Here is a 19,295-nt window from a genome sequence, read left to right on the forward strand (position 1 = left end):
CAGGCGATCGAACAGCTTTTTTTTATAAAAAGACACATTTCTATTTGGTAGTAATGGTAACCGTTCTGCTACTGCCATCCCATGCTACTTTGCCGCCAAAGGTCTCCCCGACGAATCGAGCGGGTGCGAGTGTATAACCGTTCACCAACTGAGCAGGCTCATCTAACTGCACCGCTTGGCCGTTTACATACACCGTTTTCTGATCAAGAGTTAGGCGCAATGTTGTACTTCCTTTTTTGGCTGTAACTGTTCTCGTTGCTGCCTCATAATCCACCGTTGCACCCATCGCTTCGAAAATCGCACGCAGCGGCGTGAATGTTGATCCCTTTACAATGGCAGGCGCTTGCTCAAATTTCTGCTCTTTCCCATCAATTTCAACAGATACTTCTGAGGATAAATTGAAGGTGCGTAAAGCTGTTTGTTTACCTGATTTATTATAAACTCTAATCTGTATGACGGAGCCCTCCGGAACATCACCAGCTCGCAGCTCCAGACCATAAGGCAAATCAGTTTGGGAGGCAATCACTTGTCCGTTTAGTATGTACTCTACTTTGCCAATGTAAACGTCAGGTATTTTAACAAAGGGTATTAACTTGGTTTGTTTCGTAAAAGCTTGGTGATTCGCATCTACGGGGACATAACCTATGCCATCAGTTGGTTTAGCTGCATCTGTTACCTTGGATAGCAAATACGGATTAGCAATTAACTTGCTATAGTAATTCTGGATATCAGCCGAAGTGGAGAGTGAATAGTCGTTTTTCGCGTTCTCCATCTTTTGATCGACATTAAAGTAAGTGATAGCCTTCAATCTTGGATATTTATAAGGCATGATCTCATATAAACGCTGCAGATTAAGCTTCGCCCATTCCGTGAAATCTTCATCCGCTGAGTGAGCGTAATGCGGGACACCCGTTTCACTTAGCATTAACGGCTTACGGTCCGAATAGGTGTTGTAAAGCCTCGTTAACCTCTCTACACTGCTTGTAGAAATCATGGAAGGCAGAGACGGATTCCCGTTTTCATAGGGCTCAATATACAGGCTCACCCCAACCCAATCTACATAAGCATCTCCCGGATAGTAAGGGTCAATATCATTCGCTGGCACATCACCAGGACTCCAAACCATCGCGACATTCGGAGCATCATCCGCGAATACATCGTGCAGCATACGGAATTTCGCAATATATTGGGCAGGGTTTCCGTGCCATTTGACCCAAGCCCCATTCATCTCTCCTGCAAAACGCAAAAAGATCGGTATGCCTGCTGCTTTGGCATCTTGTGCCCATTTACGCAAATAGGTGCCGTCTGTAACCGGATCTAAGCCATCGTCAGGTTCCCACGCAATTTGTAAAGCGCCGCCTGCATCTTTAGCTCTCTTCGCATACGTAGCAGGGAATCCTTGACCCCAGTGTGCATAAGCCAAATAAATCGCATGCTTTTTACCATAAACCGTTTCCATCTTCGTAAAAATATTACCTACTTTGGGATCCTGTTCAGAGTACACCCCAAGATAAGTGCCGTATGCAGGTTCAAACTTGGCCAATTGAGTGTTCTTCGGCAGGGATAATTGCTGTACCGTCGTCTCATTACGATCCTGTCTATACAATTCAACCGTTGTTCGAATTTGATCGGCTCGCTGCAGCTTAACTGCTCCCCAATCCTTCCCTGCTTTCACCCAATATTCGTTTTCTGATTCGTAAAAGCTGATCGCTTGGTCGTAATCACCGATCGCATCGTAGTATGCGGCCAAATTTCCATAGAATAGAGCTGCGTTCTCCCATTCACCGGCGCTTGCATAGTGATTAGCCAGGAATTTCCAATGGGGCACAGCCTCATCTTTATTCCCGCTTGCGCGAAGCGACTCTGCTTGCTGCCAGTGGTCCCATACGATGTCGGCACGAGCTGGCGCTGGTGCACTTGCTAGGCTAGCTGCGAGAATTCCAACTGCCAACGACATAATTCCGATTCTTTTTTTCGTGATTTTCAAGATAAGATGACTCCCTTCGACCCTGTTGTAAGTTTTTATGCCCATAACTAATACGTTTTAAATGGAATAAAGTAGCATTTTGTCGAAAAATAAATAAAAAAAGCAAAAAACCAATGAGACTTAACTCATTGGTCTTCGGATGAAATGACAGTATTTATTTACTTAGAGGACCTAACTAGTACAGCGCGTGTACGTTTGCGTTGTTCATCAGTTAAAGGCTGAACGTAAGAATGGTTGCCTCGCGGAGCTATGCCTTTAATCGCGCCAGCTTTAAACGTTCCACCGGGGGCAGGAATGGCAATGCGTAACCCATACGTGGCCATTACAAAACCAATTGGATTACTAATCGAGCGTCTACCATCCGCAGTACCAGCGAAATTGAGCGCCGCTGCAAAGCGATCTTTTGCTCGGAGCCATACGGAACCGGAATCACCTGGGAGTGAAACAGCGCCGGTATTCCCACGAATAACCGATTGATTTCGGAATAATAGTGTCCCTAACGTTCCTCCGTAGGATACACGTACATCCACATTATTGGATTCTACGGTTCCTCTGACAAACCCCGTTGTACGACCCGATTTAAACACTTGAAGACCGACAGGATAGCTTAACAAGTGACCAGGAACTGTAACCAGTTGGCCAGATGAACTGACTAAGTATCTTGGGTTCAATAAACTATTTGAAAACGGCAGTGCAATCGCTGAATCTTGGAAATTGACTTGCCCAGGGCGCAATCTGACGAATTGAAAGGCTCTTCCTATCGTATTACCGGCAAGCGCTGCATCTGCTGGACCTGGTTGCACGGTTGCTGAGAAGGCAGTTGAGTTGTTTTTAATAAGAACATGGTTGTTGCTCAGAATATACAGTTGGTTGTTTTTGATTACAATCACACCTGCCGTTCCTGTAGCAAACGGATCTGGTTTACCAATGCTTACACCGCCTGGCACGGGACGAAATCTATTGCGAAACAATGTTGGCCTTATGGCTTTAGGTTTTGCAGCAGATGCATGCGTTTTAAACATCCCTGAAGGAACAAAACGAACGGGAACGGTTGTGCCTGCTTTAGCAACCATTCCTCTCAGGCTGTTCAGACTGGAGGGAACGGTTTTTTGATGCGTGTAAACAATAACGCCTGCACCGAGTGCCGGTTTATTCGGATCAGCATAGCCAACACCAACAGCAAAGACCTCCGCTCTTTTTAGTAAAACGTGGGAAATTCTGTTTTTATGTTTTAGCGCCTCATGAAATGTAGCCATTCACATTCTCCTCTACTCTAAAGATGTTGCAGTGTATGCCAACTTGTACGAGTCGGCTTGATGACTTCACCTAAAGATAATTTGGAGGATATAAAAAAAGGCTAACGAATTGGAGCGTCGTTAGCCTTGGATAGGGATATTGATTTGTGATATTCCTTATTCATTATTTCGTTATTTTCTGGCAGCGAGATCAAATAATAAAAACCAAGCTACAGTTCCTCAACGACAATGCGGCTCCCGCGCCCAGATGGCTCTGCTGGGAGAACGATTAATTTACGAGCTAGACGAGCACGGAGCTCTGGAACGTGGGAAATAACACCCACGGCTAGACTATCCGTATGAAGCTTCTCAAGCGCACCGATAACCATATCCAGCAGCTCTTGGTCCAGCGTACCGAAGCCTTCATCTAGGAAGAAGAATTCCAGCGGATATTCCCCCTTCAGCTGGATCTGTGCCGAAAGCGCAAGTGCTAACGCCAGCGAGGTTAAGAACGTTTCACCGCCCGACAACGTGCTTACCGGGCGCTTCACCCCGCCGTTGGCATCATCACGGATGACGAAGCCTCCTCCAGAGTCGACCTCAATCGCATAGCGCCGACGCGTCAATTCACCTAGCCGTTCCGAAGCCGCGCGGCTAACTTGAATGAGCTGCTCTTCGGCGAGGTATTCGACGAAAGCATTGGCCTTAAGCACGGCTTGCAGCTTGCCAAGCCGTTCCAACTGCGTCGCCTGTTCGGCACGCCGCGCCTCAAGCTCGCACCACCGCGCATGCCGCGTAGCGAGCTCACTCGCGCCCTGCGCCGCCTTGGCCCTCGTCTCGAGCGCGACCTCGGCAGCCGCTTTCGCGGCGCTCAGCTGCGCCTGCGACTGCGCCCATTCGTCCGCGCTCAGCACGCGGCCCTGCAGCTTCGCTGCCAGCTGCGCCAGCTGGGCGCGCAGCGCCTGCTCGCGCTCGCGGTGCTCCGCCGCGAGCTGGGCCCACTGGCGGCGCTGCTCGGGCGCCAGCACCGCGGCTTCTGCAGCTTCGCCGGGCGCGAAGCCGTTATCCGTGAGCGCGCCGTGCAGCGCGCGCTCGGTCTGCGCCAGCTGCCGCGCGGCGGCGGCAGCGGCTTCGGCGGCGGCGCTATAGCGCTGCGCCGCCAGGAGCTGCTCGCGCTGCGCAGCAGCGTGCGCGAGCTTGGTCATCTGCGCGAGCTGCCGCAGCTGCTCTAGCGCGGAGGTCGCCTCCGCGATGAGCTGCGGCACAGCCGCGCCGGGCGCGCGCAAAGCGAGCTGCCGCGACTTGTCGGCGGCGAGCTGCGCCAAGCCCTGCAGCCTTTCATGCAGCTGCAGGGCAGTACGATCCTGCTCCAGTGCGGCGCGCTGGAGCTCGTCGATCTTCCCGTTTAGCTCGTCAAGAAACGGGATACTCTTCTCAATTCGGCCACGGAGTTCCTCGGCTAATCGCTCATTGGCAAGAAGCTGTTCAAGCTGCTTGTCCACATCTATCCAAGAAAGCTCCGCATAACGCTCCTGCCAACCTTTTAACTGCTCGTCTAGCGTTGTTGTTATGGAAGCTAACCTGTTATCCGCTTCCGTCAATAAACTCCCGGCCGCTTCGATCTGAGCACCTGCTTGCACAAATTGTTGCACATGAAGTGCATGCTCTTTCTGCAGGCTTTGGAAAGCATTTTCAAGTTTTTCTGACTGGGAAATACAGGAATTCAGAGTCGTTTGTACCCCATTCCATTCCTCAAGCAAAGCCTCAAAATTTATATCCTCATGAAGCTCCTCAAGATGGGCAGTTGCTCCTTCTTCTTTCCCAGCAGCTGCCTCCCCCCATACTATAGAGTACTGTTCGGTGGTCAATTCAACTTGTTCCTGACCGTATGCAGCTAGAACTGCTGCCAAATCAACTGCCTGCCGGTGGACAGCAGCCAATCTGCGCAGCAACTGCTGCCCCGTGAATTGACGCTCTTTTGCTAGCTGGAGCAGCTCTTCTACTTGTCGAAGCAATTCCTCATTTGCCTCAAGATCATAGGCAGTTTCAGCTGGTACTCCGCCATGCAGCTTTAACGGATGCTCTGTCGCACCACATACTGGGCAGTGATCCCCATCCACAAGCTCACTGGCAAGAATCGCCGCCAAAGCATGACGCTCTCGCATTTTCCAACTCAACTTCTGTCTCTCTTTGTAAGCTTGTAAAGCAGGAACGAACTTGGTAATTGCTGCACTTTGCAAGTTAACATTTACACCAGTTTCCTGCAACTCTTTCAGCCATCCTGACAATTTAACCTGAAAAGCTTGTTGCTTGGCTGCCAATTGCAATTGACTTTGTTCCACTGCCGAGTAAGCGCCAGCTTTTTCTTCTCTTGCTTTCTTAGCATCAAGCTCTTGAGCTTGGAGTAGTTCAATTGCCTTCTTTTCTTGAACCGCGGATTGTAAAAGCTGTCGAGATACAGATTTGGTTTCCACCAACTTCAGTTGATCTTTAAGCTCGGTTTGTTTAAGGATCGCTTTTTGTTTAGTTTCTATGTTTTTACTCACTTCAGCCTGCAAATGTGTAAAAGTCGCTTTGACTTCTGCTTCTTGATGCTGAGCGGTTTGGATTTGGCTTTGAACTTGTTCAAGCTCCTGCTGAATAACGAGAGCTTGCTGCAGCTGGTCCAACCGCAATAAAAGCGGCCCCTCCCGTGAAGCCAGCTCTTGCTGCGCATGTTCAAATTTCTGAACAGCTTGTTGATAAGTTATTTCCGCTGTTTGTTGGGAAGCTGCTGCAATTTCAAGCTGAGTCTCCCCTGCTAACACATCTTTGGACGCCAAAGCATGCTGCTCCAGATAGGGTCTCACCTTTTCGGCCTGCTCTGCTTTTTGAAGAAGCAGCTCCTTCTCGAGGATTAGCGGTTCTTGTTCCTGCTGCTTTTGTGTTTCTTGTTCCAGCGCTTCTTTCTCAATCTGCCACTGAAACACCTGCTTATGCTCGTCATAAGACTTCTCCTGTTGTTCCAAATGAAGACGACTTCGAACCGCTTCTTGTTCTGCTTCCAGAAGTCTGGCATTGGCTTCTTCTAGCGCTCTCTCTGAAGCATCACCAAGCCCCTGCTGCTCTGCTGCTAGCTGCTTAACTGTGCTGTCCGTTTCTTTCACTTTTGAACTAACCTTCGCGCTCAAATGGTCCCCATACTGTTCAAGATGAAATAGCCTCTGCAGCATCTGCCTACGATCCTTGCCAGTCAAAGTCAGAAATTCTGCGAATTTCCCTTGCGGGAGCACAACAGCTCTCGTAAAGTCCTGCATAGACAGACCCAGAATGTGCTGTACCTGCTGATTCACCTCACCCGCTTTATCCGCAAGTACGATGGTCTCAGTCCCTTTAATATGTAAAAGCCGAGTAATGGTCCCGTTTATGGACATCTCCGCTCCGCGCTTGAATTGCCGCTCGACTCGATAGCGCTCAGTACCAGCCGCATTCGTCAGCTCAAACGTAAAAGAAACGAACAGCGTCTGCTCCGCATGATTCATAATCGCTTGCGTACCTCCGCTTGCTCTTTCCACTTTGCCATATAACGATAGCGTAATTGCATCTAAAATCGATGATTTCCCACTGCCGGTTGGTCCAAATATACCGAACACGCCCGCATCCACTAATTGGCTAAAATCGATCGTCTGCATTTCCCGATAACTCTGAAGCCCTGACATTTGCAACTGAATTGGACGCATGCCAAATCCTCCTTTCATAAAAACGCTCGAATCTCTTGTTATATGTTCCATCTGTTTTTTCTTCGTTAATTTTAAAAAACAACCTGGGTATTCGTAGTTATCCACAAGCACTTATTGGGCATAAAACAATGCTTTCCATTTAACGAATCCGCAGCAACAAGTACATCTCAAAGTAATTCCTCAAAATTAACTTTTAGCTCATTCACCCCGCGCAAAAACTACTACAAAAACTGCAGCAAATTATCACGCAGAAACCAGTTTCGAGGAACTTAGCTGCAAAAACTACATCAAATTATCATGCAGAAACCAGTTTCGAGGAACTTAGCTGCAAAAACTACATCAAATTCTCTTAACAGTAGCTATTTGGTGGATTTCTCAGATATTAGCTGCACTTTTTGCATCAAAACGCACAATTTATTGCCATATCGCTTGAAATACATGCACAAAATGCAGCTTCTAGCTCGAGGACGAAAGAAAGAGTGAATGCTAAATGTTTCCGTGAGTACATAAGGTGTTTCCATGAGAGCTTAGATTGTTTCCGTGATTACTTTTGGAGTTTCCAAGAATACTAAGAAGCATATTTCCGTAACTACTAAATGTTCCTGTGAATACCAAGGGTTTGAATGGTTTGAAGGGATTGAATGGATTGAATGTTTCCCTCCCCCAAACCTACTCCCCAGCCGCATCCGCCAAATCCTTCTCCTGCAGCAGTTCCAGAAACAACCGAACCAATTCAGGCTCAGGCTGCGCGCCGCCTGTTTGACGCGAATAGAAGCGCGTAAAGTGCTCTTCCATCGATAGATCAGCTCTCGATACTACAGCTCGGACTGCCTCCATCTCTGGGTAAATGGGCCGAATATGTATGAAGCCTTCATATGCCTTGCGCAGCGATTGAATCTGCTCAATGGACATGGCTTCTGTCATCGTGACTTCCAAATCGATCCAGGCATTGGCATCGCGTTGTTCATCCAGCCACTGGTGTACCTGGCCTATCCCTTCTTTGGCTTTCCAACTAACAAGTGGTCGGCCCGAAGTTAGAAATATCTCCTTTGGCTCCGCTACTTGTCCCGGAGATAAATCAAGTACGGTGACCGACTTTGCTTGGCCAGCTTCCGAGAAGCTGTAGGCGATAGGAGAACCACTGTAACGGATGGGAGAAGTCGCTTTCACATTTTGCGGTCTATGCAAATGACCAAGCGCAACATATTGCGCTCCTGCCGACAGAGCATTTGTATCCACCGTGTAGGCGCCTCCTACTTGAATAGGTCGTTCCGATTCCGTTTCGTGACCGCCAAGAACGTACAAATGGCTCATGATCAGATTCACCGTGCCGGTTTCAAAAGAAGCCGCTTGCTTACGAATAAGCGCACCCACACGCTCGGAATATTTACTGCGAAGTATTTCCTCCTCAGCAACATCCGATAGCAGTTCCTTGAGTCGCGATTCCGACGGGTACGGCAGCGCAATCAGACGAGCTAACTCACCTGTTCTAGCAATCCCAATCGACTGAATGTCAGGCTCCGGTAAGCCAATAATCGCGATCCCTTGTTTAGCCGCAAGCGGACCTGAAGCTGCAAGCCGATCCGGATGATCGTGGTTTCCAGAGATAATGGCCACTTGGCGCTTACCGGCGTCAGCCAACCTGGCGATGCCTTCATAGAAAAGCTGCTCAGCAGCAGCGGGAGGATTGACACTGTCATAAATATCTCCAGCAATTAGAACCAAATCGATGGCCTCATCTTGAACAATCTGCACAAGCTCATCCATGAAAGCCGTCTGTTCCTCTAATCGGCTGCGTCCTTCGAGTGTTCGCCCGAAGTGCCAATCGGCTGTGTGTAAAATTCGCATAACTCATCTCCTTCCTAAGCATGTCGTTGCTCCGTATCTATCTATCTATCTATCTATCTATCTATCAGTCTACCCTTTTCTACATCTCCAGCAATTTCGCCCCATCAAAGAAATACAAGAACTTCCCATTTACAGGACGCTTCCAAATATGTTCCACGGCCCGGGTGTACAGTGTTATTTGCTTCTCATAACGCACCTTCAGTTCGGCATCACTGCTTCCCTTTACCGCATCCGTTTTATAATCAACCAACACGAGTCCCAGCTCGTCTTCGAATAAACAATCGATAACCCCTTGAATTAACACCGTCTCCCCTATCGTGGAACGGTCTGTTCCCATGTAGACCTCATCCGCAGGCAGTCCGTAGCTAAATGGCACCTCACGCTGCACGTTCACAGCTTGTACCATCCGTTTGCCAACTTCAGTTTCGAAAAACTTCAAAACAACCGGAATATCTACAACATCACACTGCTCCTGTGTAAGCGTTTGTTTGTTCAGCATTTCCGTAAGAGTTGCCTTTATACTCGATTCCGTCGGTGATTCCTGCAAAGAAAGATTTTGCATGACAGCATGGACAACGGTCCCCTTCTCAGCTGCAGTTAGCTTCTTCTCTTCCATGAATCTAGGCCTGCGCCATACCACAGTCTTCAGCTTCACCTGAGATTCATCCAAAACAGCAGTCTCTGCTCCGGATGGAAATTCCATTTCTCCAGCAATGCGATTACGTTCAGACAAACGCTTCATTTCCGACACAGTAGTCTTAGCAAAATGCTTAGGCGCATCCGGGTATTCGTATGCCCAAGAAAGCCGATCCTCCAACCAATCCTTCCATCTGCCCACCGTAGGCACAGATTGAATATGATGAACGGCTGACATTCGATCTGCGTCGGGTACCACACTCTCAGCTTCCAGCGTTTCTTCCATTTGCAAGCTCTCTGGCTGGATAACCGTCAACGTCCACTGTGAAGGATCTTGCAGCAGACGAACGCCAGAGGATACCTCACTAATGCCAAGGCGCTCTCTCCAGAGAACCGCATCTGGATGTCGAAGCAGAGCAGGCCCGACCCAATCAAGATAGCACCTCGCTTTCGCCAGTTCAAAGTCCGGCAAATACCAATCTGTCCTAGACAGGTGACGTCCCCACCCACGGAGCAGCTTATCGAGTGATTTCACTGTGCCTAGTAAATACAGCTTTTCTCTCGCCCTTGTGAGAGCAACATACAAGACGCGCATTTCTTCTGCAAGCAGCTCTAGCTTCATTCGTCTTTTGATCGCTAGTGAAGGAAGTGTCGGATAGCTTACTCGCAATCTCGTATCCACAAAACGAGGTCCAAAGCCGAGCTCTTTATGCAGCAGAAAAGCATCATTCAGATCCCGCTGATTGAACATTTTGGCCATTCCTGCCACGAATACAACAGGGAACTCAAGCCCTTTACTTTTGTGAATGGACATGATGCGAACTACATCTTCTTGTTCCCCGAGTGCACGCGCTGTGCCTAGATCTCCGCCACTCTCTTTCATTCGTTCGATAAAACGCAGGAAGCGGAATAATCCACGGAGGGATGTGCTTTCATATTGTCTTGCACGATCGTATAACGCTCTTAAATTAGCTTGTCTTTGCAAGCCACCTGGCAATCCACCGGCGAAATCGTAGTAGCCTGTTTGTCTGTAGATACTCCAAATTAAATCGGCAAGAGAGCCTTGTCTAGCGTCATTTCGCCACTTTTCTAGAAGCCCAAGGAAATGGTTCAGCTTTTGTAAAAGAGCTTCGTTATCATCAGACTGTGCATTTTTTACTACCTGTAAGACAGACTCGTAAAAAGGCACTGATTTATCCGCAACCCGGATTTGTGCTAGATCCTCAGCTGTTAACTGCACAACCGGTGAACGCAGTACGGCCGCCAATGGCACATCCTGATACGGATTGTCGATGACTTTCAATAACGAAAGCATCACTTCTACCTCGGTTGCAGAAAAATATCCCGTACTCAGTTCCGCATAGGCTGGTATGCCCTGTTTTTTGAGTTCTTCAATGATGATAGGAGACCACGCCTGCGTCGCCCGCAGCAAAATCACGATATCGCGATAGGTCGCAGGACGATCACCACCGGTTCTTTTATCAAAAACCTGAAAAGCTTCCTGTCCTCCAGCACCCAGCAATCCTCGAATTTGGCGTGCAATCGTACGCGCTTCCAGCTGCGCAGTTTCCAGTTCTTGCGCTTCTATTATAGGATCAAAGGCTCCTTCGGCCCCCTCTCCAAAAGCTTCTGAGTCTTGATCATCGCTATCATCAGCGAACGATTCACTCTTATCTGGCACTTCCGTCCCACGATCAACAATCAGCATTTCCACAGAACAATCTGAAGCTGATGGCGGATAGCCCGCTCCGTATACAAGCTCAGCGCGCTCATCATAGGTGATTTCACCAACAGTTTCATTCATCATTTGTTTAAAAATAAAATTGACCGCATCGACAACCTGAATGCGACTGCGGAAATTACGCGCCAAATCGATTCTTCCACCTTCGGAAGACGTTTCTGTGTACTCATCTTTATTGGAACGGTACGCCTTATACTTCTCCAGGAAGAGACCTGGCTCAGCAAGACGGAACCGATATATACTCTGTTTTACGTCGCCTACCATAAACCGATTGCCAGGCTTCGTATTCGAAATTAGTTCAACAATAGCTTCCTGTACGCGGTTCGTATCCTGATATTCATCCAAAAGTACTTCCACGAATTGTCTGCGATAGGCGTGAGCGGCTTCGGATGGAATCAGATCCCCGGGGATAGACCCCTCTGCGCTAAGAATTTGTAAACAATAATGCTCCAAATCGGCAAAATCGATCAAACCCTTAGCTTGCTTGGCCTCTTGATACCGCTGTCCGAAATCAACAACCAGATCCACTAACGTGTGAAGCAGAGGAGCCATTTCGGCAATTTCCTGATGAAATTGTTCAGGCGTGCGTCCGAACAGCTCTTCTTTCATTTTATTAATTTGCTCTTTGGCTTTATTGCGCAGTTCTTTGACTTCTTCCTGCAGCTCTTTGTCGTAGTCATCGCCTTTGCACGCTTTGAGCTTTCCGAACTCGACCGTCTGAAAGCCAAGATACAAGACGGACCACGGATAGGTGGTCGTTTCACGCAAATTATTTACGAGCAGCAAATCCTCTCGCAAATTGTCTAGATACGGAGCCGGCCCGCCAGGCGATTCAGCGATTTGCTGCGCTTGGCGCAGCAGATCAGCGGCTCCTTCCAGCTCTAAAGACAGGTCGCGGATCAAACTCTGCTCCCAGATCGAATAGTCCGCTGGCGCAGTCGCAGCGGCAACGTAAGGCAGCGCCTCCTGCATAACGGAGGCTGCCTCATCCGGCACCTCCTGCGGTACCTGCGGAGTCGGTCCAAACATCGAAGCCGTCGCCCTGAGCCAATACTCCGGCCACGGATGACTGCGCGACACATCATACAGCTTCTGAATAAGCTGCATGATCGCGTCGTCGTTACGCTCGCCGCTGAACGAATCGACCAGCCGCCAGAAGGCGCTGTTCTCTCCGCTCACGGCGTAGTACTGCTCAAGCATTTCGCCTAACAAGTCTTGGCGAAGCAGGTCAGCCTCCGTTTCGTTGGCGATACGGAAGCCCGGGTCTAACCGAATAAGGCTGAAGTAACGTTGAACGACCTCCAGACAGAAGGAATGCAGCGTAGTAATCGATGCGCGCCCCATCAGTGCGAGCTGCTTGCGCAAATGCTGCGAATGCGGCTGCTTCATCAACTCTTTTTCCAGCGCTTCACGAATGCGATGCTTCATCTCGGATGCCGCTGCCTTGGTAAACGTCGCGACCAGCAAGCGGTCAACATCAATCGGTTCCCATTCATTAGATATCCGGCGTATAATCCGCTCGACGAGCACGGCGGTTTTGCCTGAACCAGCAGCAGCGGCAACCAACATATTTTGACCCTTGAGTGTAATGGCATCCCATTGATCATCGGTCCATGTACTGCCGGGAGGCTTGGGCTGTTGTTGTTTATTCACGTATGTACGCTCCTTTCTGCCCTTAGGCTTGGCTCACGTTTTGCTCCAGATCGGTCCAGAGCTGATCTTTACCCCGTTGTTTGAGCTGGTGAACCTCATTGCCTTCAAATAACGGATCAAATTGACAAATCGATTTATACGAGCAATGCAGACAGGCTGTTTTTTTACCCAAACGGTACGGAGCAATATCCACGTGTCCATCTGTGATACCCGTTCCTATCTGTTTGACCTGTTTCCGTACATATTTACGAAGTGTATCCCACTGTTCATCCGTTGCTACCGAAGAGGTTGAGTAGAAGCTTCCGTCCTTCTTCAAGGCAACGGGGATAAGCTGTGAGTGACCGGCACTTTTCACCAGCTCATCGTCCATCATACCGGCTACATCCGCATCAGCGGTGATTAGACCTTTCATTTTAAACCGTTTACGCAGCTCTTTCTCCACTTCAGAGGGATCGAGCGCATTTTTTTGCTGGAGCATCGGATTGTGCACGTGAAAATAAAGCACGCCTGCTGGCTTCGCAGCAATGCCCAGCCACTGCTCTGCATGGGTAATAATGACGTCCAAATACGTCAGCATTTGCAGGGAAAGACCGTAATACACTTCAGATAATTGCAAGGAGGTTTGACTCGATTTATAGTCAATAACGCGCAAAAGAACGCCTTGCTCGCCATCCGCTCGATCCACTCGGTCAATTCGACCGATAATTTCCATGGTGCAGCCATTATCCAACTCGAAGGTCAGCGGCGGCAATTCTTTGCCAGGTCCAAAATCAATCTCCAGTCCCAGCGGCTGGAACTGTCCATGCTTGGCATGCTCACCGAGCACAACAGCTGCTCTGCCTACAACCTGCTTCAATTTTCTTGCTATGTAAGCATAACGGCTTGAACTTAATAGAATTTCTCCCTGGAGCCTTGGCGCGAGCTCGTCCACGACCTGAGCGGAACGCTCCATACACTGCTCAGCTGTTAGCGATCCCCAATCGAGCTGATCCTGCTGGAGCTTTTGAACAAACTGATTTAACGCTGCGTGGAACAATTGCCCAATGTCCGGAGCATCTAGCCGGTAAACCCGTCTTTCCTGCAGTCTTAAGCCATGGGACACGAAATGCGAGAAAGGACAAGCCACATACTTCTCCATTCTCGATACACTCGCACGTAAATTTTGCCCATATAGAAGCTTGCTGGTCTTCGAACTGAGGCCATTCTCTTTATTCGTATATTGCAGCGCCTGAACTAACGATTGCAGCTTCATCTGCCACACCGGCTGCTCGGCATACCAATTGTACGTTTCCCACCAAAGGTCAGCCATTCGTCCACCTAGCATCCAATGCTTCATGCGGACCGCTAAATAGGAGATGGCTTGAATGGGATGTGAAATATAAGCGGCCTGATCACCTTCCGGCGATTCAGCTGCTGGTTCAGCAAGTAAAAGCGGGGCCTCTGTCCCCGGAAAAAGCTGACGCATCTGCTTGATTAGCTCCGAAGGCAGAAGGGATTTCCCTTCCTCATCGGCAAGCGGGTAGCTCATCCAAAGCCTTTTGCCTGGCACGGTTAGCGACGTATACACAATAAACTGCTCGTCCAGCAGCTTGCGGCGACTGCCATCCGCCATTGGCAAGCCTGACTCTGTCAGCACACTTCTTTCCGCTTCCGTAAGGACGCCTTTTTCATCCATTTGAGCAGGGATAACTCCATCATTGACGCCTAGAATGTAAGCATATCGAATCCCGCTGGAACGTGTCCGATCCATGCTTCCAATCAATAGCTGATCCATCGAAGGCGGCACTAAGCCTAGCTTCATGCTCTCCATACCAGTCTCAATAAGTCCGTTAAAAAGCTCTAGACTTAAGGAGTCTTCTCCCATCGTCTCCACCAATTGATCCAGCATATCCATGACACTATCCCACATTTGGCCATGCTCTCGCGCTTTTTCTGGCTTCCCATCTTGGATCGCTTGCTGACCCCATGACTCTAATTTCTCAGGAGCCTGTACAGTGACCAGAAGCTCATATAGCGCTTCAACCTGATCTTTGACGGAGCTTGCTTGCTGCAAACGTTTCGAAAAGGCAAGAAGCGGTCTTACAACCCACGCTTTGCTCGTATTCAGGGATTGAAGCTCTGCCGTTTGCTCCTGTCCATCATCGTCCGCTTGCTCCAAATTAGCTCGGAATTTAAAGGTCCATGGCTTGCCGTCCGTCCATCTGTACCCCTGAATGCCGAAGGCAAGCACATAATTCTCTAATTTATCGAGCTCCGTCCGCTGGGAAACTGCTTCCGTTGGCAGCAGCAGATCCGTTTTGACACACCGAAAAACGGCATCGTAATGCCAATTGTGCTGCACAACTTCCAAGGCAGAGCGAATGAATTCAACGAGAGGATGATGAAGGACTGACCGCTTTTGGTCAAAAAAGTGAGGAATGTCATAATCGGTCAATACCGCTTTTAACAAATCCTGATAGCCATCCATGTTCCGTACCATGACAGCAATTTCCCGCCATCGAACGCCATGTTCACGAACAAGCAGCAGCATATCCCGCACGGCACCCTCAACCTCAGCACGGCGATGGACAGCCTCCCTAATCACAAGCTGGTCGCTTAATTTCTCGTTTGACGCAGGCTTATATTGCTTAGCACCGCCGCCTATACGTCGATCGAAATTTCGCTCTAAATAGCCTAGAGCCGGACTATTTTCATAGCGCGGCGAAGTTTCAGGAGCCATGAGATGAACTGCTGCTGCCGGTAAACCAAGCTTCCAAATGAGTTCTTGCATCCGTACCATCGTCGTCGCTGTCGGGTGAAACAAATCCAGCTCATCGGGTGTATCCCCGGCCTGCAGCTCACGATCAAGACAGAGTGTAATCGTTACCTGTTTGCACGCAGCGAATAGTGCGCCAAGCACCACAAACTCTTGCGGCGTAAAGCCGTGAAAACCATCGATCCATACCGATGCCGACCGCAAATAAGCGGAATTCGATATTTGCTCCGCCATCAGCGTTAAATAATCCTCGCCGTCCAAATACTGACGGGAAAGCTCAGATTCAAATTGCCGATAGACCAGCCCTATGTCATGCATTTTATCACGCAGCAATCCGCTCTCTCCGAGTGACACCACACGTCTATTCTCGTGTTCCTCCAGCTGCTTAGCGGTTACACAATACCGTTTCATTTCCGTGAAAAGCTGATTCAGCCGGTCAACGAACCCCATTTGCTCTGCCGAATGACCGAATAGGTGAAGCTCGTCTTTATATTTATGTAAAATGCTGGTTAACAGCAATTTCTTGCCTGTATCATCAATGGGCAGCCTCGCTGTGCCGCCTTCTTCTTGCATGACACGCCATGCCAAACGGTGAAAACTTAACACCTGAGCACGGATCATTCCGCGAATGCTAGGATCAGAGACAAGCGCATGCTCCGCCTGAAACGTTGCTTGCTCAGGAACGAGTAAAATAAGCGGATGACCTTCCGGCTCTGCCGCCAAATGCTGCTTCATCTCTGTGAGGCAGCGTTCGCTTTTGCCACTTCCGGCTCTGCCGATTACGAATCGAATGGACATTACAGGGCCTCCTTAAGATTTTCTTGGAAAGTTGCTTCGTAAGCACATTCCTTGTTCTCATATCTCTCCTATTCTATCATACTTTTGGTAGAAAAGAGGTGTGGGAGATGATGGGCTTTCGCTAGAACAAATAAGCTGTTCCCTCGCCATTAGGACCGAGAAATCAGCTTATTTGTAACATATGTTTTTTTCTACTCTACACTGCTGACTACTATTTTGTACTTTTCATACCACTTTTCCCATTCATCTTTCGGAAAGTCCATGAAATGTCCATCCAATAAAGCGTACATCATATCGAGGCAAATGTGCCATCCTGATAAATCTTTTGGCGTATGATCGGTTATTGCGCTAATAAACTCATTTAATACGAGTAAACAGCCTTCCGGCTTTGGATATAATTCGAAGCGAACTCGATCTTTTCCCCACTCGAACTCTAGGACAGAGTATGGCTTGAAATCTGCAATTTTCATATCAATGTAAGTCCCAGATTCGTCCTTCATATCGAACTTCATATTTCCACCGATGCGAAGATCCTCCACTTGGAGATTAGACATCCATTTGGCCAACTTATCATTCTCCGTTAAAGCCGCCCAGACCTTTTCAACCGAATGTCTCAATGGACGATCGAAGCGAGCGATATAGCCGCCCTCAACTTTTTGTACGAAAGCCAACATGTTTTATTCCTCCTCATCCAAAAACTGTTCAAGCGCATCCAGCCTGTTCGACCAAGCTTGACGATAAGGCTCTAGCCAATTATCAATTTCTACTAACGGTTCTGCACGTAAATGGTAAATATGCTTCTGTGAATCCTTGCTAATCGTCACTAAGCCTGCTTCCCGCAATATGCGAACAATTCACGCACACAGCTAATGAAAAAACAATCGGAAATAGACGTTTAACGGACCCTGATGCCGTTAATTGCCTTTTTGGAGCGATGATTCCGAACTTACGGACTTCAGCGCCGCTATTCGGTTTCAATCTATCTTATTTTCATCATTTGAAGGAGAATAAGGGCAGTCGAGTCCATTAGATGTTCAAATGCAATCTTTTTCGGAGATTAACGTCGCTCCAGTCCTTTAGTCGGTAAAGATAAATCTGAAGTTGATTTCGCACCCGTTACCTTCGCGCACAAAAAAGCAAATCTTGGTTGCCTCACTTTGATTGATTTTATGACAATTGCAAAGCAGCAGGCATCTCACCGATATAGACTGATTGCGGCCGAAAAATACGATTACAGCTTGCTTGCTCAAGTAAATGAGCCGTCCATCCGACCATACGGCTAGCTGTGAAGCTAGGTGTAAATAAAGATTTCGGCAAGGCGATAGCCCGCATAACGGCTGCTGCATAAAACTCCACATTCACATATAATTTCCGGCCAGGTTTATAAACAGCCAAAAGATCGACTGCTAACTTTTCAACGTGAATAGCAAGATCGTACCATGGATCCTCTGAGGCTAATTCCGTCATGATTTGCCTTAGCGCTTCCGCTCGAGGATCGCTCGTTTTATAAATTCGGTGTCCAAAACCCATCAGCCGATTACCCGATTCCAGCTGTTCAATCAACCATGCTTCCGTACGATCTTTGGTTCCTATTTCATCAAGCATGTGAAGGACTTCAGAAGGTGCTCCTCCATGAAGCGGCCCTTTCATCGCGCCAATCGATGCGCAGAGAGCTGAAGCAATATCAGATTCTGTAGACAATACCACACGTCCTGCAAATGTAGAAGCATTCATTCCATGTTCCATTGCTAATATGAAATAAGCCGTTAACACCTTCACATGTACAGGCTGCGGTAACGTACCTGTCAGAATGTACAAATAATTGGCTACATGATCGAGCTCTGGATTAGATTCAATGGGCTGAAGTCCCAATGACTGCCGATACTTGTAAGCAATGATGGTTGGCAGCAAAGCTGTATATGCCAAGACTGAATCATATTGGGGAGGCCAAACAGCTTCCTCCACCGACTCTGCTCCTAGAAACGAGATCGCTGTACGCAGCACACTCATCATATCGCCTTCCAATGGCAGCAAATTTAAGGCCGCTTTCAATGTTTCGGGCAATCGCCGATGAGCCGACCATTGGGCTCTGAAATTGACAAGTATCTCCTTTGTTGGCAGTTCACCATGCCAGAGTAAATAAGCCACTTCCTCGAAACTCTTATCTACGGCTAACTTCTTAGCTTCATGGCCGCGGTATACAAGATATCCTTTCTCCCCATCCACCAAAGACACTTCTGTTTCTGCAGCAATAATTCCTTCTAAACCTGTTACGGATGGCATACTGTCATCTTCCTTTCGATGAGAAGTGAATTCGTTCTTCCCTCATCTTAGTCGGTAATGACAGTTTCATCCAATTGGAGTTTTCTTTCATCTCGATAAATATAATTCAATAAAATAAATGTATTGATCATATAAATTTATCGATAAAAAAAGCCAACACGGTTCAATGAGGCCATGTGAAGGCATTGTCGGACGCTATGTCACTATAATAAATATAGCCGCATCTGAACACCTCAAAGTACTATGTCTGATCATGAGGGCATCAACTTACCATTAAGTATAAGATGACCCGGGAGCTGAAGCAATCATCATACTCCGCGGTTTTGTTTGACCTGTCGTAAACTATGTGACGTGCCCCATTATTGGAGGGTATAGTAAATGTTTGGTGCTAAGGCAGATACATAGAAATCTGTTTAAATATTGATAAACTGCTGGTCAAATCCATCTCTGGAGTGATTTCGGACATATAAGCAGCTAATTTGAGTATCGCAGGGAACGAAGAACCGTTATTTTGGTGATTATGCCGTTGCAGGGCCGGTAAGCGGAACGTGAGTGCGCTGATATGAACGAAACCTGCAACTCCTAGCACGGAGTTCCTTATTTCGGCATCACCAAAGTGAGCCTGTCAAGCGTTCTTCTT

Annotated in this window: 9 protein-coding genes; all 9 read right to left on the reverse strand. The window is 48.2% G+C overall.

What is annotated here, in order from left to right:
* Positions 1-40: 40 nt before the first annotated feature.
* Positions 41-1,987 carry a stalk domain-containing protein gene (locus ASG93_RS17755; RefSeq protein WP_056833877.1) on the reverse strand — a complete coding sequence of 649 codons (1,947 nt, stop codon included), beginning with the start codon at positions 1,985-1,987 and terminating at the stop codon, positions 41-43.
* Positions 1,988-2,145: 158 nt separating this feature from the next.
* On the reverse strand, positions 2,146-3,243 hold the full coding sequence (locus ASG93_RS17760; RefSeq protein WP_063891901.1) for a hypothetical protein: 1,098 nt from the start codon (positions 3,241-3,243) through the stop codon (positions 2,146-2,148).
* 209 nt (positions 3,244-3,452) lie between these two features.
* Positions 3,453-6,941: an AAA family ATPase gene (locus tag ASG93_RS17765; RefSeq protein ID WP_056833878.1), complete on the reverse strand. Its 3,489-nt coding sequence runs from the start codon at positions 6,939-6,941 to the stop codon at positions 3,453-3,455.
* A gap of 669 nt (positions 6,942-7,610) precedes the next feature.
* Positions 7,611-8,789 (reverse strand): exonuclease SbcCD subunit D, encoded by a 1,179-nt coding sequence (locus tag ASG93_RS17770; protein WP_056833879.1) that lies wholly within the window; start codon positions 8,787-8,789, stop codon positions 7,611-7,613.
* Between the two features lie 79 nt (positions 8,790-8,868).
* Complete coding sequence (gene addA, locus ASG93_RS17775) at positions 8,869-12,819, reverse strand: helicase-exonuclease AddAB subunit AddA (protein ID WP_056833880.1); 3,951 nt, start codon at positions 12,817-12,819, stop codon at positions 8,869-8,871.
* A gap of 22 nt (positions 12,820-12,841) precedes the next feature.
* On the reverse strand, positions 12,842-16,372 hold the full coding sequence (gene addB / locus ASG93_RS17780; RefSeq protein WP_056833881.1) for a helicase-exonuclease AddAB subunit AddB: 3,531 nt from the start codon (positions 16,370-16,372) through the stop codon (positions 12,842-12,844).
* Positions 16,373-16,563: 191 nt separating this feature from the next.
* A complete protein-coding gene (locus tag ASG93_RS17785; RefSeq protein ID WP_056833882.1) occupies positions 16,564-17,046 on the reverse strand; it encodes an SRPBCC family protein in 483 nt (160 codons plus the stop codon).
* Positions 17,047-17,049: 3 nt separating this feature from the next.
* Complete coding sequence (locus tag ASG93_RS17790) at positions 17,050-17,196, reverse strand: hypothetical protein (protein WP_235550880.1); 147 nt, start codon at positions 17,194-17,196, stop codon at positions 17,050-17,052.
* 343 nt (positions 17,197-17,539) lie between these two features.
* Positions 17,540-18,655 carry a citrate synthase/methylcitrate synthase gene (locus ASG93_RS17795; protein WP_056833883.1) on the reverse strand — a complete coding sequence of 372 codons (1,116 nt, stop codon included), beginning with the start codon at positions 18,653-18,655 and terminating at the stop codon, positions 17,540-17,542.
* Positions 18,656-19,295: the final 640 nt, after the last annotated feature.

It is taken from the genome of Paenibacillus sp. Soil787, assembly GCF_001429545.1.
Taxonomy (GTDB): domain Bacteria; phylum Bacillota; class Bacilli; order Paenibacillales; family NBRC-103111; genus Paenibacillus_E.